Genomic DNA, 20648 nt, shown 5'->3' with positions numbered 1-20648 from the left:
GTTTTGTAAAATCATTTGGCTTTTTTGGTATTTAACTTATTAGTTAAACGACGAACTAAAAGAAAAAATAAAGGCACAAAGAAAATAGAAAGTAGAGTTCCCGAAATCATCCCACCAGTTACGGCGATACCAATTTCTTTTCGGCTAACAGCTCCTGCTCCTGTAGATACAGCTAATGGAAGAACACCTGCAACAAAAGCCAGAGATGTCATAATAATTGGCCGTAATCGCTGACCAGCACCTTCAATAATGGCGTCCATTAATGCCTGACCAGCCTCTAACTTGGCTGCCGCAAATTCAACAATCAAAATGGCATTTTTGGCAGAAAGCCCAATGGTGGTGAGCATAGCGACCTGAAAGTAAATATCGTTAACAAAGCCTGCCAGACTTGCAGCCACTACAGCGCCAATAAGACCTAAAGGAATTACTAGCATGACAGAGACAGGAATAGACCAACTTTCATAAAGTGCTGCCAAACATAAAAAGATAAAGATGATTGAGGCTAAATATAACCAGATTGTTTGGCCACCCGCTAGTTTCTCTTGATAAGACAACCCACTCCACTGAAGATTAAAACCTTGTTGCTGGTCTACTAACTCCTGCATCTTATCCATAGCCCCACCAGAACTCTCACCAGCTGCCGCAGAGCCTTGTATTTGAACGGCTGAAAGACCGTTAAAGCGTTGCAGCATTTGAGGGCCCATCTGCCATTTCACAGAAGAGAAGCTAGAAAATGGCGTCATCTCACCAGTAGCACCGCGAACATACCATTGCCCAATATCTTGGGGTAAGGAACGATAGATTGCCTCTCCTTGCAAATAAACTCGCTTAACACGTCCCTGATCTATGAAATCGTTAATATAAGATCCGCCCCAGGCCGATGACAGCGTATTACTAATATCTGCTTGGGCTAATCCAAGAGCACTGGCTTTTCTTTGATCGATATTGACTTGTAACTGGGCTTTATCTTCTAAGCTATTCAAACGTACTGCAGCTAGGCCAGAATCAGCATTTGCTCCTTTTAACACATCATTTTGTGCTGCGAGTAAAGCATCTCGTCCTTTATTTTCAGCATCTTGCAACCAAAACTCAAAGCCACTAGATTGCCCAAGGCCTCTTACAGCAGCAGGTGAAAGTACCTGAACACGTGCGTTACGTAGTGACTTAAAATGTGCATTTGCACGAGCAATCACAGCTTCGGCTGTATTTTCACTACCTTCTCGGTCATCCCAATGTTTGAGTCCGGCAAATGCCATTCCCACATTTTGCCCACTGCCTGCGTTATTTCTACCCATCACCATGAAAATCACATTGAGATTATTCTTTTCTTTCGTCAAAAAGTAGTCTGCAATCTGGTTGCCAACCCGCTCTGTTTCAGCTAGTGTCGTGCCTACAGGCGTACTAAATTGAACCATAACCGAGCCTTGGTCTTCTTGGGGTAAAAAACCTGTATTCATACGCGTATATTGCCAACCTAACAAAGCTGTAATACCTACGAATATGACCATAAAGACTTTGGGTTTACCTAAAACAGCAACTAGCTTTGTGCGGTAGCCTGACTGCCCTTGTTCGACTTTACGATTGAACCAAGTAAAGAATTTTCTCTGCTTATGTTTTTCATTTGCAGGTTTGAGTAATGTTGCACATAGCGCAGGTGAAAGTGTTAAAGCAACAATTGCAGAAAGTACCATAGCCGATACGAGCGTTACCGAGAACTGGCGATAGATAATCCCGACAGAACCACCAAAAAATGCCATAGGTAAAAATACCGCTGCGAGTACCATGGCAATACCCACGAGCGCACCTGATATCTCCTGCATTGAAATTATGGTGGCTTGCCGAGCATCAACATTTTGCTCATGCATAACTCGCTCGACATTTTCTACAACGACAATTGCGTCATCTACCAGTAAACCAATTGCGAGTACCATCGCAAACAAAGTCAGTGTATTAATGCTATAGCCAAGTACGCTCAACACACCAAATGTACCTAACAATACGACCGGAACTGCAATTGCCGGAATTAAAGTCGCACGCCAGCTCTGCAAAAATAAGAACATGACAATAATGACGAGAACAATCGCTTCAGCTAAAGTTTTAATCACCCCATTTACCGAAGCTTCTACAAATGGCGTACTGTCGCGTGGGTATGCAACTTTTAAACCCGCTGGCATAGAGGCAGTTAACCGTGTGACTTCAGCTTTAACTCGTTCAGCCGTTTCTAATGCATTGGCACCAGATGCAAGCTGAATAGACATACCCGAAGCTGACTTTCCATTCAGACGTGTAGAAGTCTGATAACTCTCTGCACCACGCTCGACTCGGGCAACATCTTTAAGTAATACAACCGCACCATTTGTTTGTGTCCGCAAAATAATATTTTCAAATTGGCTCACGGTTTGTAGCCGAGATAATGCTGTTACTGTTGCATTTAGCGCTTGCCCATCACGCGTGGGTAATGCGCCCAATTCTCCTGCTGTAATTTGAGTGTTTTGTGCTTCAATTGCGGTTCTAACATCTGATGGCATTAATCCATAACTGTTTAATTTATGAGGATCAAGCCAGATGCGCATTGCATATTGGGCACCAAATACGGTGATTTCACCCACTCCATCGACCCGACTTAATGGGTCTTGCAGTGTACTCACCATATAGTCAGATATGTCGACAGAAGATCTAGTCCCACTTTCATCGTAAAGCGCAAAGACCAGTAAACTATCGCCTTGTGACTTTGTCACAGTGATCCCTTGCTGCTGAACCTCTTGAGGCAATCGACTCAGTGCCTGATTCACAGCATTTTGCACCTGCACCTGAGCAGTGTCAGGATTGGTATTTTGATCAAAACTAAGACTTATGCGTGCTTGACCCGCCGAACTACTACTCGATGAAAAATAAAGTAGACCATCAATCCCTTTAATTTGTTGCTCCAAAATCTGGGTAACACTGTCTTCAACAGTTTTGGCCGATGCGCCCGGATAATTTGCAGTAACATTTACACCCGGTGGCGCAATGTCAGGATATTGCTCAATGGGTAACGTTAAAATCGAAATCGTCCCCAACGCCATAATACAAATAGAGAGGACCCAAGCAAAAATAGGTCGTGCAATAAAAAAACTCGACAACATACGCAATCCTCAACTCATTGGGGTAGGTTCAATCGTCATGCCGGCACTTAAGCCTTGCAGACCCTCAACAATGACTTGATCTCCTGCTTTCAAGCCAGAGGTCACTAACCAACGATTATCAATTGCATCGCCTAGAGTAATTTTTCGTTGCTCGGCTTTATTCTCTTTTCCAACAATCCAAACAAGTGGATTTCCTTCTGCGTCTCGGAACAGCGCACCTTGAGGAATTAAGACGCTGTTAGGACGTGTTCCCGTTCCAAGTTCTGCCCGCACATACAGGCCGGGCAATAACGCATTATTGGGATTGGGAAATGCTGCACGTAAGGTGACACTTCCTGTCGCCTCATCTACAGCAACATCACTAAACTTAAAAGTCCCCTGTTCTGCATAGGCAGTGCCATTCTCAAGCTTCAAACGTACTGAAAGTTCAGTCGGTTTTATTCCATTTTCAGCAAGTTGTTTACGCAGTGCCATGTATTCATCACTCGACTGAGTCAAATCGACATACATGGGGTCCAGTTTTTGAATCGTTGCTAAAGGATCTGTTTGAGCAGAGGTGACTAAAGCCCCACGTGTAATGGATGAAAGCCCTATTCGTCCTGAAATTGGCGCACTAACTTGTGTGTAACGTAAATTGGTTCGTGCTGTTTTCAGTACAGCTTCATTTACGGCAACAGTCGCTTTCGCTTGCTCATATGTACTTTGAGCATTATCAAGCTCCTGTTGACTCACGCCATTCACCTTTATTAATTCTTTATAACGCTCGGCTTGAAGGCGAGCCGAATTTACAGTGGCTTTTGCTAATGCAAGATTACCAGCGGCTTCATCCACCCCATCCCGATAGAGTGATGAATCAATTTTATAAAGTGGTTGGCCTTTGCTTACTTGCGTACCTTCTTTAAATAATTGCTCTATTACTACTCCATTGACTTGTGGGCGGACCTGAGAAATTTCAGAGGCCACCGTTCTTCCAGCCAATTGATAGGTAGATTCAATCGTCTCTGGTTTTATAGTGATCGTGCCTACCTGCTGAATATTTTTAGGGGCAGGCGGATCAGAATCACATCCATTAAGAAAAAGTAGCAAAGGTAATAACCACAAGTACTTATGATTAAAAAAAACCGAACCAAACATATTTTGGCACCCTAGACTTATAGACAATTTATTTACTTTACTGTAAAGTAAATAAATATGATGTGCAAGAAAACTGATATGCTAAAAAAATCACCAGGTCGTCCGTCTCGAATTCGCCCTATTATTGTGGCAGCAGCCCGTGAACTATTCCTTGAGCATGGGTTAGAAGTCCGCTTAGAAACTGTTGCTGCAAAAGCCGGTACAAATCGACAAACTTTATATAATCACTTCCCGACCAAGACAGCTCTACTTATTGAAGTTTTTGATCATTTAAAAGCAGAAATGGAAGCACCTTTCATTGAACAGCATGAATTGAAAAATAAGCGTCTAGATCAATTATTGTTAGAAATTGGACAGTCTGTACAAAATCATTTTTATCATATTGACGTCATTCGCCTGCAAAGATTGCTGATTATTGCTTTAGTTGAAATGAAGGAAATTCTTCCTAAAATTCAGCAACGTACTCAAGGAAATATTAAAAGGTCTTTAATCGATATTCTTGCAACTGCACACAATGCTGGCATAGTCAAAATTGATCAGCCTGAAGAAGCAACTAAAGCTTTCCTCGGTGCTGTAATGGGATATTCATATCCAGCTACACTCATTAGTGGAAATATTCCAACTCCAGAAGAACTACAGCGGTTAAATCAAGAAGTTTGCCAAACCTTTTTAAAAGCATGGCAATATAGAGAATAGCCCCACAACAAAAGCCCTTGTTATAAAAGGGCTTTTTAAATTAGACATTTAAACATCGTATCAATTATTAATAACTTAAAGAAACATCTGGCAAACTCACTTAAGCAGATTTAACAGGAATATTTTTGCTTTACTCACTTTATTTAAACTGCTTCAAAAAACAGTCTAATATCATCTCTTTATCTCCTACTTGACCCGAGCTTAAAAGCTGAATAATGGTTCCTTCAATCATATATAAAAATAATTTGGCGTCCTGAAAGGAAGCATCTTTTTTTAGTTTTATTAACTGACTATAGATTTCATTAAGCAACCATGTTCTATATCTCATTGCGGTGATATAGGCTTTTGGATAGGTCAGTTTGGTTTCAAAAATTGCTTTAAATAATAGATAGTAAAGCCCCTCCAAATCGGTGTGTAAGACATAAAATTTCTTAAGTTTATCCACCACACTTGTTTGACTGGTGTACTCAACCATTAAAACTACTTTTTCTTTTAAACGTTCTTTTTGCACGATCATGCAGATTTCGATAAACCGCTCTTTAGAGTGAAAATAATGATAAAAAGTCGCTTTTGGAATTTGAGACTCTTTCACGATTCTGTCGATTCCAACCGTATGAAATCCGTGATGGTGAAACAGATCAATTGATTTATTTACGACTTGTATGGCACGTGGGGAGATCACTAAATGTGGCATAGTTTTACCGTTATAAAAATTCTTGTTGTATGTAAACGAGATACTTTTTTGGGAGAAAAAAGGCATAGCAAAGCCGTTAAGACTGTGTTTTGCACATCTCAAGTTTTATTGTTGATTAAGTTTTTGGTCGCGACGAATTAAAGCCTGAAAGCGCTAATCGCTATCAAGTTGCTTATAAATTTAAGTCGTGTCGATATAGACTTTGGCAGTCGCTGCCAAGAAATTAAGAATGTGCAAAGCCAACTCCTTTTTATTGGGAGTTCTGCCAGACATTTATAGAATTATGGTGGCAGAACGAAAGGGGGTTAGCAGACTGGCTCAAGACCCAGCACACCCGAAGGTGTCCCCCTTCCGTCCTACCGCTACAAAAAGGGAGACGAACGGGTCTACATCAAAAAAATGAATTTTTTCAATGTTCTTGAGCACGGTCTGCTAAAACCGGCTGGCAATGTGGCCAGCAGGCAAAGAATAGTGCCCTGTCCTTTTACAGTCAAGCACACAAAATGACATTTGTTTTAAATTAGATCATTAAAAAGTAAGGATAAATAATGAGATGATTATTGTTAAATGGGGGTTTATAAAGGAGAGAAAAACAGAAAAATTAGTAAACAACTATTTGTTATATTTACGCGAATATTCAGTGTAAGGAAAATAATAGATCTTCATTTGAATTAAATTTAAAAGTTATTACATAAACACTGATAATTATAAAACACAATCCTCTAGACGCGCTAGAATTTTAAAAAATGATTTTTACATAAGGCATCGGATGAACAGACAGAAAATTGGTGTAGATCTTGGAGGTACTAAATTATTAATATTATGTGATGAAATTGAGGAGATATTTAGTACAGGAATTTCATTCACCCCAGAAGAATTAATATCACACCTACAATCTTTTATTTTAAAACATGGAATTAAACCCGAAAGTATAAGCCTAGCAGTGCCGGGTCTAGTTAACGAATATGGACACATTGTTAATTGTGATGTCCTCCCTGCATTTATAGGTTGGCAGGGAAATGAAGCATTAAAATTATTATGTAGTAAAACAATTATCTTAAATGATGTAAAAGCTGCCATGCATGCGGAACTAAATGATTCATCGGTTCATGCTGCAAGCGGCATTATTATGATTGGGACAGGTATTGGGGCTGCATTCATAATAAATGGAAAACCCTTACTGGGAGCTAGTGGTTGGGCTGGTGAGCTAGGTTACTTACCAGTAAAAAGTAATGAAGGAATTAAGCGTTTAGATGAAGTTGCAAGTGGCTCAGCAATTACCAAGCAATGTGCACTCAGTCCATCTAATCTAGCATTGATGGCTAACAATGGAGATCAACCAACCTTAACTGTTATAAAAGAGGCAGGCACAGCTTTAGGTCTTGGAATAGCAACTGTTATTAATCTTTTAAACCCATCGCAATTAGTAATAGGAGGAGGAACGATAGAATTACCCGGTTATTTAGACGCAGCTTTAAAGTCTGCTAAAGAAAACTGCCTTCCTGAGCTTTGGCAAGATTGCGACATATCAAAAGTAAAAGCGGGAAGAAAAGTAGCTGCTTTAGGTGCTATACGTGCAACTGAACAATAAAATAATATGAGTATTTTTCTGATCCGACATGCTGAGAGTGAAGCCAATATTAATGGAAAAACCCTTTCGCATGCTTTGATTGCTTTAAGTGAACATGGACATAAACAAGCTCAAGCACTCTGTTCACAACTACCTAAAATTGATCATGTAAATGCATAAGATTACTGACCTAATCTTTAAAGAGGTCGAATAGAGCTTTTCAGTAAGGTTGAAACCAAGGTTTCTTTGGTGCAGTCCCAGTATATGCAGGACTAACTTTAATTGGCCCCTGACCTTTTTCGCATTGTTGAACACCCCATTCACTCGGGCGAAAACGTGCATTGGGTCCATCGGGTTCAGGTTTACCAAATTCTTTTGCAATATCATAATGAATGGATGGAATTTCAAGTAACACGATGTCTCCACGAGAACAGGTGATGGTGGGACGCTTCGTATCGTAAACCCATTTACCATAACCATTTTCCTCATTAGGGTCAAAGCGCATAACTGGACCTATTTGCTGATCCCACGCCAATTCCATTCGAGGAGGTTCCATCGCAGTTACCCACATTCCAGCGACTTGTACAGGATGAGGAAAACGTACAGCTTGTAACCCCCGTAAACTCAAGGGTAATTGAGGCTCACCGTTGTCAAAAGCATCATAACGACTGATTAAGCTCCCTTTGGGAATCACCAGTTCTCCATATTGCGCATCTTGAGATAAAATGAAATGGCTGCGACTTTCTTTATAATGCTCTTTAAGTGCAAACTCATACCCTACCGATGCAATCATATAAAATAAATAACCTGCCCATAGGTCACATATTAGTGCCAATACGGTAATGAATAATGTCTTTCGAGAAAAAAACCTAACAGGCTTTTGAGCCTTATTTCGCCAAAAGAATAGTGCTTTCACCAACAAGCCTAGTGTTAGTACAACACCAATTAATGGAACAATAAACAACAGAAAAATTGTGAAAAAAGAGAATGGCTGTACCGGTATCATAATTTTTAAATCTTTAACTTCATATATTTTTATATGCACCCATTATTATAGATACTTAATTCATTTCATACGAGGTGTATTGATTTTTTAGGAAAATTCAAAAATATTTAGGCCCAAGATAGATTCTCTAAAGGGATCAAAAAGAATTTTTTCATTACACTCAATAGCTTTTTCTAAAAAGCTTATTATTTTAGAAATTTCATCTATAAAAGCTGTATAAATTTCAATTAGTTTTTTAAATTCGTTAATTAATTGATAAAGCTGTCTGTCACTATATAAATCGTAATCTACATATGAAAGATCAGAAATAAGTGGAAGTGTTTCCTGATCAAAAATTGAAACTAAAATATCTGCAAATTCTTTTTGTATTTGGTAGGCGAATAGAGATTCCCCTTCTTTCATAGACTTAAATGTCCAAATATGCATTAAATACATTCTTAAAATTTTTTCCTATAGCTTTCCAATTTTCATAATTTTATAACAATATCTTATTATGTATTTAATATATTAGATATTAATTAATGTATAAATTATTATAATTTAGCTATAAAAAGCCCCTGTTCTATAGAAGCATTTTCAATTAAATTATTTATAAACCCAAGGCACGACCAGTGAACCAATCCAAGTAGATTTAGCCGAGATATTTTCAGATTTACGAACACAGCAGACATCAGTACCACTACTCTAAAAATATACTCTCACTCCTGAAATCTATGAATATTTGCAAGAGTTTAACTATTTATTGAGTATAAATGGTAATACCAATATGGATGACCGTAGAGCTTGAATGGATGCTTTTTGAAAAAAAATAGATTACTCAATAGCCCCTTAAAACTGCCTAACTAAAGTAGTGAGGCAGCATATTTGATATGTAATTTATTTTAAAGAGGTGTTCCACAAATATCTGTGGTGCCTGTTGGATAAGTAAATTGTAGTTTTGAATGATCAGATATTATTTCATATGATATTTCTTTTCCAAGGGAACTAGAATTGGAAGTATAAAACCCTTCTTCAATAGCAATACCAAATTTCATTTTGCTTAATGGGGTCGTATAACTCCATGTGTATCCCCTATCGACCCCATTTACGATATAACCAATTTTCTTGCTGATTTGATTGTAATAAATCCCCACTCTAACTGTTTCATTTGCTAAAACTTCATTTTGTGTCTGATTTGGGGTTATGTTTCCAGAAATAGAGCTCATGAACAAATTTTGCTGTGAACCATACGCACTTCCAAAACTTGGCGCGGCAAAAACAATACCGTCATAATTACTTGTTCCTGTGATAAATCCTGAAGCTAGTTCATTTGAGTTTAGATTTATTGGTTTCTTGAAAATATATTCAAAAGCAATCACATTAGACTGAGCAATATTGGTATCAGTTTTAGTTTTTATCAGTGTTCCTATGTTTATATTAGCCAAAGCCTTAGTTAACACTTTCTGTCCAGTTATTGTTATATAGTTGCTTGGATTTGGTGTCCCTTCTGGTGTTTGTGAAGCGCTTGGATCAATCTCTAAATCACCAATTTTACATTCGGCCCAACTCTCTACACTGATAATTAATAAGCTAAGAATCAATATATTTTTTTTCATTATTTCACCTTAATTTTATTGTGATTTTTGATTGTATGGTAAAAATTTAAGGTTTAGAAATTTTTCAGATAAAGAGACAATAAGTTAAGTATGCTAAGAATTATTTGATAGCTAGTCTTCTAAAATTAATATAAATCTAGTTCCGATAACTTTGGATTTCCTTTAAAAATAAATAAAACAAAAGCTAAGCCCCTATTACCGAGACTTAGCTTTTAAAAATAATTTTAAATTAAAAAATTACTTATTTGATGTCTGCAAATTCAGAAACAGGTTTGTTCACTTCAACTTTTGTGCCACCGAATTTTTCGCTCACAAACTTTTGAACTTTAGGTAAGTGGTAAAGTTCACCAAGTTTTGTATAGATCGGGTCGTTTTTGTTTGCTTCAGCAACACCCAACAAATTCACATAAAGCTTTGTAGATTGGTCAATAGGCTCACGGAAGATAGAATCTTTCATTACATTGAGGCCACCCTCAAGTGCCAATGTATTACCCAACACAATCGCGTCTACATCGTTTTTAACACGAACGGCTGTAGTCATTTGAATTGGTTTTAATTGTAAGTTTTTAGGATTTTCAACGACGTCATTGGTCGTCCCTTTTACAGGGTCAAAGTCTGGTTTGAGTTTAATCAGTTTAGCAGACTGTAATAATGTTAAAGCGCGCGCTTCATTGGCAGTATCGTTTGGAATCGCGATAGTTGCGCCTTGTGGGAACTCTTCAACAGATTTAACTTTATTTGCATAAATACCCATTGGCTCTAAGTAAGTTGTCGCAACAGCAGCAACTTTAGCTGTATTTGAAGAGTTATAAGCTGCCAAATAGTTAAATGACTGGAACGCATTTACGTCTTGTTCGCCACTTGCTACAGATGTATTCAATACAACATAGTCTGTCAGGTTAGTCACTTCGAGTTTAATGCCCGCTTGAGCAGTTTCAGGAAGCGTTGCAACATATTTCCATACGTCAGTGTCTGAACCTGTAGAAACCAGTTTAATAGTTCGTACTGACTCAGTTTTGTCTTTAGCTGATGCTGTATTTTCAGTTTTTGCAGGTTCTTTATTACATGCCGTCAGTGTTAGAACAGATGCGCTGAACAAAACACTAAATAATTTTTTCATAGATACATCCTAAAATAGGAAACGCCTATCTTACAAAAGAGTCAGGCATTGCCAACCAATGGGTCAAAATACAATTTTGGGGCGGAAATAATTTCCAGATATCGGGTTTAGAAAACTGAATTCAGCATCATTCCTTCCTTGAACTTGCTCGCTGAACAATAGAATTATGTTTTGAAACAGTTTCTAAATATTGGCTCATCATATATCAATAAATGAATATTCTACAAATAACTTGTTCGATTCTGATATATAGAAGCTTAATTGGTAAGATATTGAAAATAAAAAATATATTATATAAATATAGTAATTTTGATTAAAATATATACTTATTTGATTTATATGAAATTTTCAGGATTTGTTAGCAGTATTTAAGCTAAATCTTACTGTAATGTAGACACTAGGTATAAAAAAAGCCCTTGTCATTAACAAGGGCTTTTAAGAATCTGGCGGAAGCAGTTTTTTTATGTAACTCTTCTGATATGGCTCAAAAATAAAATTATATATTTCAAAAAATTAAATTAAAAATCATCCAACTTCATCCTGCACAATCTAGCTTTTTATAATTCTAATACTCAAAATTCATATACAACAAATTACTCATTATTCAGGGCTACTTCACGAACTAGGGCAAGGAAGGCTTTTAAACCAGCAGATTGATTACGTCTTCCTGAATAATATAAACAAAGACCAGACATACAAGGCATCCAATCGTCCAATACAGAAACAAGTTGACCTGACTCAATTTCAGTACGAACATCCTGTTCCATAAAGTATCCTAGGCCAATGCTCTCTAATACTGCTGCTCTTGATAAGCTTGCTTCATCAAGGGTAATTGGTCCTTGCACATCAATTTGAATAATTTCTCCATTTTTTTCAAATTTCCAGCGAAATAGTGCACCACCAGGTAAACGTACACGAATACATTTATGTCTAAAAAGATCTGTTGGTATTTGTGGCTTCCCATAACGCTCAAAATATTCAGGTGAACCAACAACTACATATTTCTGAAGTTTACCAAGGGACACTGCAATCATATCACTTGGAACAAGATGTGCGACCCGAATGCCTAAATCAAAACCATCAGCAATAATGTCAACAAGTTTACCCTCAGTGACCAAATCAATATTCATTTCTGGGTAACGTCGAAGAAATTCGATAATCACAGGAGAAATAATTTCTCTCGCTGCAAATGCAGCTGCATTGATTCTTAATGTACCTGACGGCGATTCTCTCTGCGAACGTACAATATCTAACGCGCTATGAATATTCTGAAGTGCAGGCCCCACTTGTTCCACAAAAAGTCTGCCAGCCTCTGTCAATGAGACACTACGTGTTGTCCGATTAAACAGGCGAACACCCAGATTTCCCTCTAACTTTCCGATTGCATGACTTAATGCGGTTGTTGACATACCGAGTTCGATCGCAGCTCCACGAAAAGTTCCTCGCTTAGCGATTGCCATTACTGCTTTTAAATCATTTAGATTTGCTCGTTCCATTATCCTGATTTATTCAACTAAACATCCCATTTTATACGGATTGTTAGGACAATCGTCAAATTATAAAATTTTAAACATCGATTAGGATCATTCAAAAAGAGAGACTCATGAAAAATATACCAGAAGTGGTTAGCGCATACTTTGATGCTGATCAAGCGAACGACGTAGATGCTTTGAACCATATTTTTTCTGAATCTGCCATTGTTGAAGACGATGGCAGTCTATACAGAGGAATTGTGGAAATTCGTACATGGTTGCTGGCAATGAAAGAAAAATACCAGTACTCACTTGAAATTATTGATGTTTCTAATACGGGTCATATCAGCACGGTTTTAACACAAGGGAGTGGCAACTTTCCAAATAGTCCTGTGAAACTTAATTTTCAGTTCACACTTGAAAATGACAAAGTTGTTAAATTGAGTATTTATTAATGGAAGATTTTATTACTTTAAAAGGAAAACGTGCCTTAATCACGGCGGGTACAAAGGGTACTGGTGCTGCCACCGTTAAATTATTCAATGAGCTTGGCGCAACAGTACTAACCACTGCTAGAACTCAACCAGATTATTTACCGAATAATGTACATTTTGTTTCTGCTGATCTCACAACTCGAGAAGGTTGTGAAGCTGTCGTTCAAGCAGTACAAGAGTTATTAGGTGGTGTAGATATCATTGTACACATGCTTGGTGGATCATCTGCACCAGCGGGAGGATTTGCAGCATTGACCGATGAAGAATGGTACAAAGAGCTTCACCTAAATCTGATGCCTGCAATACGTATTGATCGTCAATTAATTCCCGATATGATTCAGCAAAGCCAAGGTGTAGTAATCCACGTTACGTCTATACAACGCTCACTTCCTTTACCTGAAGCCACGACAGCTTATGCTGCTACAAAAGCAGCACTAGCGACTTATAGTAAAAGCCTGTCAAAAGAAATATCCCCCAAAGGTATTCGGGTTGTTCAAGTCTCGCCAGGATGGATTGAAACAGAGGCGTCTATTCCTCTTGCAGAGCGACTGGCTTTACAAGCTGGCACAGATTATGAAGGTGGTAAACAGATAGTTATGGATTCAATCGGAGGAATTCCTATGGGACGACCAGCTAAACCAGATGAAATAGCAAATCTTATCGCGTTTTTGGCATCATCGCGTGCATCTGCAATTACAGGTACTGAATATGTGATTGATGGTGGAACAATTCCTACTGTTTAATAGTTATGTTGAATCACGCCATATTATATTTTTTCTTCACTTGAGCAGTTTAAAATTATAGGTAAAAAAAGGCCCTTGTCATTAACAAGGGCCTTTTAAGAATCTGGCGGAAGCGGTGAGATTCGAACTCACGGAGGACTCACACCCTCGTCGGTTTTCAAGACCGGTGCATTAAACCGCTCTGCCACGCTTCCAACGAGCGCTATAATATAAATAAAAATTGAAGTTGGCAAATCTTTTATTTAATTTTTAATTCAACCGCTCAAAATAAACACAAATCTATTTAAATTTCTGAGTTTTCTGTCTTTTCATAGCGAATTGTATTGATATACCACAGCTTTTTTCCAGATGGCGTGTGTACTTCAATCTCATCATCAACTTCTTTGCCGAGCAATGCGCGAGCCATAGGTGACTCAATCGAGATATGCTGCGGGTGATGATCATAAATTTCATCAATTCCAACAATACGTAAAGTTTTTTGCTCACCTTCTTCGTTTTCAATCTCGACCCAAGCGCCAAAATAAACTTTGCCGTCTTGCTCAGGAGAGTAATCAACAATTTTTAATTCTTCTAAGCGTTTTCCTAAATAGCGTACGCGTCGATCAATTTTTCTGAGGAGCTGCTTATTATATTGATAATCCGCGTTTTCACTGCGGTCACCTAAGCTTGCAGCCCAGTTTACTTTTTTGGTGATTTCCGGTCGTTCTTCATGCCAAAGTTGTTTTAATTCAGCAACTAATTTGTCATGCCCTGACCGAGTGATTAAGTTAGATTTCATGATAAAAAACCACTGTTCAACAACATATCGCTTACAAGATGTAGCATTTTATACCCTATTTTCTCACATCAGAAGTGTATAAATTTTCTTCCTTAAGAAATTCATGTGTTTATGATGATATATCGAAGTTTTAATTGTACAAAATTTGACATTACTTTTTTTCAATATTATGATGCGCGCAGTTTAAATGTTGAGCATTTTTTAACCCACTCGAAAACTATGTAGATTTTCTACACAGTTTGTTTTTTTCATTTCATGTCATTTTGAATGACGTCATGACTGCCCACCCCTTATTGAATTTATCAACTTTTAGAAGTTATGGCAGCTTTTTGTCTGACTTTTAGGGCATAAATTATCTGTAGCGGAGACAACATGCACAGTAATTCAAGTTCTGGGTCGAGGCTTTGCCTTAACTCTTTATTTTCTTCTCTCCCGTTAAAAGCTCTTGCACTCAGTACTATATTTCTCCCATTTCATAGTCTTAATGCAGGAAAAACCCTACAGTACAATACTGTAGTTAACACAAACACTTTAACTGTTGTTGCGGTAGAAAGCCCGACAACCGTTTTCAAAGAAGATCAGTTTTTACACGGTTTTGGTTATGACCTAGCACGTAACTATGCACAGAACCTAAATGTAAAGCTGGACTTTAAAATCGTGGCAGACAATGCCACTGCACTTAGATGGGTTCAGCAAGGTAAAGCAAACTTTGCGATGACTACAGCAGGTTTAAGCACAATCGAAAACAAAGGTTTAATGTCGTTTTCTGCAAGTTGTGGTGACACAGCAAATTTGCAAAAAAATGGCTTAAATCCTGAGTTAAGTTGGGTATTTAAACAGGCTGATGACCCACTCACACAGACCGCCAGCGGCTTTGTATGCCAAAGTAAGCAAAATGGTGTGACCCAACAGCTTGCCTCTTTTTATAACCGCAATGTGGTGAAACCAGAAGCATGGTCAACCATTCAACGTGACTTAAGCACACGTTTACCGATTTACAAAGCGAGCTTTAAACAAAGCGCAGCGAAGTATGATCTAGATTGGCATTTACTTGCTGCAATTGGTTATCAAGAATCATATTTAAAGCCAGAATCTGTTTCTCCCACAGGTGTGCGTGGCTTAATGATGCTAACCAATAGCACTGCTCGAGCAATGGGTGTAAGCAATCGTAGCGATCCTGCTCAGAGTATTCAGGGCGGCGCGAAGTATTACGATCTGATGCTAACTGAATTTGATAATATTCCGTTCCCTGATCGAAACTGGTATGCGCTGGTAGCATATAACATGGGACCGGGTGCGGTAAGTCAGATTCAGAAGCGCTTGCAATCTCAAGGAAAAGATCCGAACAAATGGGTCAATCTCTATGACTATTTGCAAAGTAATAAAACGCGAAATGGTCGATATAAGCAAGCAGTTCAATATGTCACTCGTATCCGTGCTTATCTTGAACATATCAAAACGGCGCAAACACGAATCAATATCTAATTTTTATTTTTAAAAGTTGATAAATTCATTGTTTGTACAAATAAAAAGCTTACCTCTTTGGGTAAGCTTTTTATATGAATTCTTTTAGATTTAAGCAGTATGCTCTAATACTTTCTTAAACAAATCTTTTTGTTCTTGGCTTGGCTTAGCTGTTTGTAAAGCCATTAATTGAGACATGTCGCCTTGAACTTTAATTTTACCAGTCATGAATGCCTGCATAGCAGCAGCCATATCAAACTCTAAGAATACTTTACGTAAAGTTTCAGCATCCATATTTAAAGTTGTTTTGGCATTTGAAGACAAACCTTTTTGGATTTTACCCCCATCTAAAGCTAATTCGGTATTTCCAGAAGCATCTGTAACTACTAAATTAATTGCCAAGTTCGCAAGAGCGGGCGGCAAATTAAGATCACCTGCTTCAGCAGTTAATTTTTCGACAGTCGCAAACCAATCTTCAGTTAAAAATGCAGGCATGATTCTTCCTCAAATTTATTTGTTCAATTTCTCTGGTTGTCTATCCAGACAACATCATGTGAAGCAATTCTGCTTGTGGCTTGTTATAGCATGTAATTTAAATTTTGGGCTATGACTTTTTGTACGGAACATTCATTTTTTAGTATTTTGATACATTAAAGGCACTTGTTTATAAAGTGCCTTTAACATTCTTTATGCTAGCGTTTATTCAGCAGCGAAGCTTAAGTTCACGACATCTAAACGGTTCTTAAGCTCTTCCGGATCTTTAATATCCAACTCGCGCTGAGAATCTAGAGCCTCGAAATCAAATAATTCGCGGTCTGCTAACTGAGACGGCGATACGTTTTGTAATGCCCCGAAAATGCTGTGTAAGCGCTTCGGATATTGTTTATCCCATTCACGTAGCATTTCATTAAGCATGGCACGCTGTAGGTTTTCCTGCGAACCACAAAGGTTACATGGAATGATTGGGAACTGACGAATCTCGGCATATTTAATAATGTCTTTTTCTTCAACATATGCCAAAGGACGAATCAAAATGTTCTTTTTATCTGACGATAAAAGCTTTGGAGGCATCGCCTTTAAGCTACCGCCATGGAACAAATTCAAGAAGAATGTTGCAATGATGTCATCACGGTGGTGACCTAAAGCAACTTTAGTGGCACCAATCTCTTGTGCAAAGCCATATAAAGAACCACGGCGTAAACGTGAACATACTGCACAGTAGGTTTTACCTTCCGGCGTTAAGCGTTTAGTAATGGTATAGGTGTCTTTTTCTAAAATGTAATATGGAATGTTGTTCTCTTCCATATAACGAGGCAAAACATCTTCAGGAAAGCCTGGTTGTTTTTGGTCGAGGTTAACCGCAACCACCTCAAAATTGATTGGTGCAATACGCTTAAACTGCAACAAAATATCGAGCAAGGTATAACTGTCTTTACCACCAGACACACACACCATGACCTTATCGCCATCTTCAATCATATTGAAGTCACGAATAGCATGCCCAACTTGACGGCGAAGCTTCTTGAGCAAACGGTAATAGGCCGAGCTTGTTGGAAGTTCAGGCTTAAAATTAAATCCCTGATTGGACTCAACTGGCGCGTACATAGACGAGATATACCCATAAATAAAAATACCGCGCAATTTTATATGATTCAGAAGAGAATCGCATCAAAAGAATAGTTTCAATTCTTGAAGTCGTCACATTGCTCGTGCATGATGCAAAACACATGCTCTATTTTGACTGAAGCGTTCAAAATTTGTGCAAAATGCTTACTTTTTGGACTTTTCCACAGTTTTCCACAAAACCTGTGGATAAAATTGTGGATTTCTTCCTACTTGACAAACTGTTTTGGCCTTCTATTAAGGGTTTTATTTAAATTGATCATTTTTTAACCAATGTTTTTTATTATTAATAATCAACATGTTAACCATGTCAATAGAATCATTTTAAAAAAAATTTTTAATTTTTTTGATGAGCATTCGAACAAATCAGCTTGATTTTTTGAAAGAGTCGAAATAAAAAAATTACACAAATCTTCTTTAAGTAATATTTTTTGATAAACTCTTTTCCAAGTTTTGAGTACCTAAAAATTGTGAATAACATAAAATGAAAAATTCGGTTCAATTTCTTGTTTCTTGTTTGCTGGGGATGACCACTTTTACGGTCGGTACAACTTCGAGTTCAGCGGGTCAAATGTATATTTACCAAGATAAAAACGGTAGTACATTACTCACCAACCGAAAAAGCTATGACCACTCTCTTAAAAAAGTAAAAGTGACCTATTATCCTGATAGTAATATTCACAGTTATACAAACTGGGGAGCATCAGAAGCTTCTGTTCTGCCAAGCTACAATAAAAATAAGAATGCTTTCGACCACATTATTAGACAAGCTGCACAACAACATGGTGTTTCAGAAGGTTTAATTAAAGCCGTTATGCACACCGAGTCAGGATTTAACGTAAGAGCTCGTTCGCCAGTAGGTGCTCAAGGCTTAATGCAGTTAATGCCTGCGACTGCACGTCGTTTTAATGTCTCTAACGCCTATGACCCGCAACAAAATATTTTTGCAGGCGCTAAATATTTAAGCTGGTTACTCAAGCGTTTTAATGGAAACACACAAATGGCGCTTGCGGCTTACAATGCCGGTGAAGGTAATGTCGACAAATATGGCGGTATTCCCCCTTTTCGTGAAACACAAGATTATGTGCGCCGTGTAACAAGTCGATACCAAAACCTATATGCATCGGGTTCAGGTTTTTCATCTTTTACTAATGCTTCAGTACAAACCGTTTCACATCCTTCTAATTTGGCAGAAAACACAACAGCTCAAATTACGACTCAATCACCTAAATATTCATCTTCTCGTCAAATCGTGACTTTATCTGACGGTACCTATACCGATGCACCAACAGGCACTTATGTCACCAATAATGCCACCGCAATTGCCCATATACGAATTGAATAAACAGTAAAGAAGAACGGCGGCTCGCAGTTCTATTTAGGTAAGTTCAGATGTTTTAAATTGTAATGATCTATTACCTGATCTTTACCATTTTGACGAATTTAGCCAATTATTCTTTAAATTTAGGCACATTCTGCTAAATGAAAGAATGTATCAATTCCTTATTTTTTTCTTGAATTTTTCCCCCAAGCCCCGCATATTAGCTTCATGATTTCGAATTTTTAAATCAGATAACATTTTATTTATAAGAGGATTTTCTCAATGATGCGGATTGGTTTGTTTTTGCTTACCAACCTCGCGGTACTGGTTGTAGCTGGCATTATTTTGTCACTCTTCGGTGTCGGTAGTTACCATGGCGCGGGTGGCTTGAATCTAGGCAACCTTTTAGTGATCTGTTTTGTGTTTGGTATGGTGGGATCTTTAATCTCGTTATTCATGTCAAAATGGATGGCTAAGAAAACGACCGGTACAGAACTGATCGACCCGAATGCTCCTCGTAACCAAGCTGAAAGCTGGTTATTGCAAACAGTCGCTGAACTTTCTCAACGTGCTGGTATCAACATGCCAGAGGTTGGTATTTTTCCATCATATCAATCCAATGCCTTTGCAACAGGCTGGAACAAAAATGATGCCTTAGTTGCCGTTTCATCTGGTCTACTTGAACGTATGAACAAAGATGAGCTACGTGCTGTGCTTGCGCACGAGATTGGTCACGTTGCGAATGGTGACATGGTTACCCTAGCGCTCATCCAAGGTGTTGTGAACGCCTTTGTTATGTTCTTTGCTCGTGTAGTTGGTGACTTTATCGACCGTAATGTCTTTGGTCGTCAAGACGATGAAGCCCCAGGTATGGGTTACTTCATTATTACCATGGTATTGGATATCGTCTTTGGTATTCTCGCTTCTGCCATTGTGATGTGGTTCTCTCGTTATCGTGAATACCGTGCTGATGAAGCAGGTGCACGTTTAGCAGGTAAACAAGCAATGATTTCTGCATTATTACGTCTCCAAGCTGAGACAGAAATGCCAGATCAAATGCCAAAAGAAATGAAAGCCTTCGCAATTGCGGAAGGTAAAGAACAAGGTTTCAGCTTAGCTGCTTTGTTCCAAACCCACCCAACAATTGAACAACGTGTGGCAGCTTTACATCAATTAGATTGCCCATAAAACGTTTAATGTAAAAATAAAGCCTCCAAATGGAGGCTTTATTTTTTATTGCATGGTTTGATAGAGACTCCAAAGATAGCTTGCTCCCCACCAAACAGCTAAACCAATTAAAAGCAGTACAAGCGCACCTACTAAATCGGGTATATGCAACCATAACCAACTGACAACAGGATTGCGCCAGAAAGCTGAGTTCTGTTGCTTCTTTTCGAGCTTTTCATGTAAGTACGGATGAACGACATGAATATCACTTTGAATCGCATATTCTTCGCGTATATGCGTATGAACTACATCTAGTGCTTTTCGACTTGGTCTTATAAAAATATCAAAAATAGTCCCAGCCACTGGAACAAATCCGACTACAGCATCTACAACTGCTAGTTTGATGACTGGAGTCAACTTATGTTGAGGCACACCAATTTGTTTGGCTTTATAGATGGCATAACAGGTCAATGCGAAACCAGCGACATCACCTGCAATTGGAATAGTACTGAGCGCAGCATCGGCACCAATACCTTGCTTTGTAAAAGGAATGCGAACCGCACTATCCATCATGGTTGCAAACTTAGCCAGATCTCGTTCTAGTGCGATGACCTGTTGCTCTGTTAATTTTTTTTCTTGAGGCATC

At 38.3% G+C, this 20648-nt stretch carries 19 protein-coding genes, 1 tRNA gene and 1 pseudogene; 8 read left to right on the top strand and 13 right to left on the bottom strand.

Translation table 11 applies throughout. The features are described 5' to 3' along the window. Positions 1-11 precede the first annotated feature (11 nt). Positions 12-3125 carry a multidrug efflux RND transporter permease subunit AdeE gene (adeE, locus tag H7R46_RS04380; protein WP_005067677.1) on the bottom strand — a complete coding sequence of 1038 codons (3114 nt, stop codon included), beginning with the start codon at positions 3123-3125 and terminating at the stop codon, positions 12-14. A gap of 9 nt (positions 3126-3134) precedes the next feature. Next, positions 3135-4259 (bottom strand): multidrug efflux RND transporter periplasmic adaptor subunit AdeD, encoded by a 1125-nt coding sequence (gene adeD, locus H7R46_RS04375; protein ID WP_005067674.1) that lies wholly within the window; start codon positions 4257-4259, stop codon positions 3135-3137. A gap of 78 nt (positions 4260-4337) precedes the next feature. Between adeD and H7R46_RS04370 the strand changes: the two genes are divergently transcribed. Next, the gene (locus tag H7R46_RS04370; protein ID WP_005067671.1) at positions 4338-4955 is read left to right on the top strand and encodes a TetR/AcrR family transcriptional regulator; all 618 of its coding nucleotides are present in this window, start codon (positions 4338-4340) and stop codon (positions 4953-4955) included. A gap of 139 nt (positions 4956-5094) precedes the next feature. Here the strand turns inward: H7R46_RS04370 and H7R46_RS04365 are convergent, their stop codons facing one another. Next, the gene (locus H7R46_RS04365; RefSeq protein ID WP_005067669.1) at positions 5095-5649 is read right to left on the bottom strand and encodes a TetR/AcrR family transcriptional regulator; all 555 of its coding nucleotides are present in this window, start codon (positions 5647-5649) and stop codon (positions 5095-5097) included. 769 nt (positions 5650-6418) lie between these two features. On the opposite strand from H7R46_RS04365, the gene H7R46_RS04360 reads away from it, so the two are divergent. Beyond that, positions 6419-7240 (top strand): ROK family protein, encoded by an 822-nt coding sequence (locus tag H7R46_RS04360; RefSeq protein WP_005067667.1) that lies wholly within the window; start codon positions 6419-6421, stop codon positions 7238-7240. Between the two features lie 6 nt (positions 7241-7246). Further along, positions 7247-7399 (top strand): phosphoglycerate mutase family protein, encoded by a 153-nt coding sequence (locus tag H7R46_RS04355; protein WP_005067665.1) that lies wholly within the window; start codon positions 7247-7249, stop codon positions 7397-7399. Between the two features lie 40 nt (positions 7400-7439). Here H7R46_RS04355 and H7R46_RS04350 read toward each other — a convergent pair whose 3' ends face one another. The 5 genes from H7R46_RS04350 to H7R46_RS04330 all read right to left on the bottom strand — a co-directional run bounded on the left by H7R46_RS04350 (position 7440) and on the right by H7R46_RS04330 (position 12436). Continuing rightward, a complete protein-coding gene (locus H7R46_RS04350) occupies positions 7440-8183 on the bottom strand; it encodes a hypothetical protein (protein ID WP_080631161.1) in 744 nt (247 codons plus the stop codon). Positions 8184-8312: 129 nt separating this feature from the next. Then, complete coding sequence (locus H7R46_RS04345) at positions 8313-8651, bottom strand: hypothetical protein (RefSeq protein WP_080631159.1); 339 nt, start codon at positions 8649-8651, stop codon at positions 8313-8315. Between the two features lie 455 nt (positions 8652-9106). Continuing rightward, a complete protein-coding gene (locus H7R46_RS04340) occupies positions 9107-9820 on the bottom strand; it encodes a DUF4882 family protein (RefSeq protein WP_005067660.1) in 714 nt (237 codons plus the stop codon). 241 nt (positions 9821-10061) lie between these two features. Beyond that, positions 10062-10940, bottom strand: a complete 879-nt coding sequence (locus H7R46_RS04335) for a MetQ/NlpA family ABC transporter substrate-binding protein (RefSeq protein ID WP_002118503.1) — start codon at positions 10938-10940, stop codon at positions 10062-10064. Positions 10941-11533: 593 nt separating this feature from the next. Continuing rightward, positions 11534-12436, bottom strand: coding sequence for a LysR family transcriptional regulator (locus H7R46_RS04330; RefSeq protein WP_005067657.1), 903 nt, complete (start codon positions 12434-12436; stop codon positions 11534-11536). Positions 12437-12543: 107 nt separating this feature from the next. Between H7R46_RS04330 and H7R46_RS04325 the strand changes: the two genes are divergently transcribed. Both H7R46_RS04325 and H7R46_RS04320 read left to right on the top strand, forming a co-directional pair. Then, positions 12544-12867 carry a nuclear transport factor 2 family protein gene (locus H7R46_RS04325; protein WP_005067656.1) on the top strand — a complete coding sequence of 108 codons (324 nt, stop codon included), beginning with the start codon at positions 12544-12546 and terminating at the stop codon, positions 12865-12867. Beyond that, on the top strand, positions 12867-13649 hold the full coding sequence (locus tag H7R46_RS04320; protein ID WP_005067653.1) for an SDR family oxidoreductase: 783 nt from the start codon (positions 12867-12869) through the stop codon (positions 13647-13649). Before H7R46_RS04325 ends, H7R46_RS04320 begins: the two co-directional genes overlap by 1 nt. A gap of 104 nt (positions 13650-13753) precedes the next feature. Here the strand turns inward: H7R46_RS04320 and H7R46_RS04315 are convergent. Together H7R46_RS04315 and greB are read right to left on the bottom strand one after the other, a co-directional pair. Next, positions 13754-13843 (bottom strand) — tRNA-Ser (locus H7R46_RS04315). Between the two features lie 89 nt (positions 13844-13932). Beyond that, positions 13933-14427 carry a transcription elongation factor GreB gene (greB, locus tag H7R46_RS04310; RefSeq protein ID WP_002118865.1) on the bottom strand — a complete coding sequence of 165 codons (495 nt, stop codon included), beginning with the start codon at positions 14425-14427 and terminating at the stop codon, positions 13933-13935. 372 nt (positions 14428-14799) lie between these two features. On the opposite strand from greB, the gene H7R46_RS04305 reads away from it, so the two are divergent. Then, on the top strand, positions 14800-15912 hold the full coding sequence (locus tag H7R46_RS04305; RefSeq protein ID WP_005067642.1) for a transglycosylase SLT domain-containing protein: 1113 nt from the start codon (positions 14800-14802) through the stop codon (positions 15910-15912). A gap of 90 nt (positions 15913-16002) precedes the next feature. Here H7R46_RS04305 and H7R46_RS04300 read toward each other — a convergent pair whose 3' ends face one another. Both H7R46_RS04300 and ttcA read right to left on the bottom strand, forming a co-directional pair. Then, a complete protein-coding gene (locus H7R46_RS04300; protein ID WP_002118641.1) occupies positions 16003-16386 on the bottom strand; it encodes an SCP2 sterol-binding domain-containing protein in 384 nt (127 codons plus the stop codon). A 204-nt stretch (positions 16387-16590) separates the two neighbouring features. Continuing rightward, the gene (gene ttcA, locus H7R46_RS04295) at positions 16591-17496 is read right to left on the bottom strand and encodes a tRNA 2-thiocytidine(32) synthetase TtcA (protein WP_002118895.1); all 906 of its coding nucleotides are present in this window, start codon (positions 17494-17496) and stop codon (positions 16591-16593) included. A gap of 502 nt (positions 17497-17998) precedes the next feature. Here ttcA and H7R46_RS04290 point away from each other — a divergent pair. Beyond that, positions 17999-18674, top strand: a pseudogene (locus tag H7R46_RS04290) (lytic transglycosylase domain-containing protein); the annotation flags it as partial. 443 nt (positions 18675-19117) lie between these two features. Continuing rightward, entirely contained in the window at positions 19118-20023 is a 906-nt protein-coding gene (htpX, locus tag H7R46_RS04285; protein WP_002118851.1) for a protease HtpX, read from the top strand. Positions 20024-20068: 45 nt separating this feature from the next. Here htpX and H7R46_RS04280 read toward each other — a convergent pair whose 3' ends face one another. Further along, a complete protein-coding gene (locus tag H7R46_RS04280) occupies positions 20069-20647 on the bottom strand; it encodes a DUF4112 domain-containing protein (protein WP_005067637.1) in 579 nt (192 codons plus the stop codon). Position 20648: the final 1 nt, after the last annotated feature.

Origin of the sequence: Acinetobacter sp. BEC1-S18-ESBL-01 (assembly GCF_014169935.1) — a bacterium.
Lineage (GTDB): Bacteria > Pseudomonadota > Gammaproteobacteria > Pseudomonadales > Moraxellaceae > Acinetobacter > Acinetobacter pittii.
The sequence above is the reverse complement of the archived record's forward strand: the minus strand, read 5'-3'. Positions and strand labels throughout refer to the sequence as shown.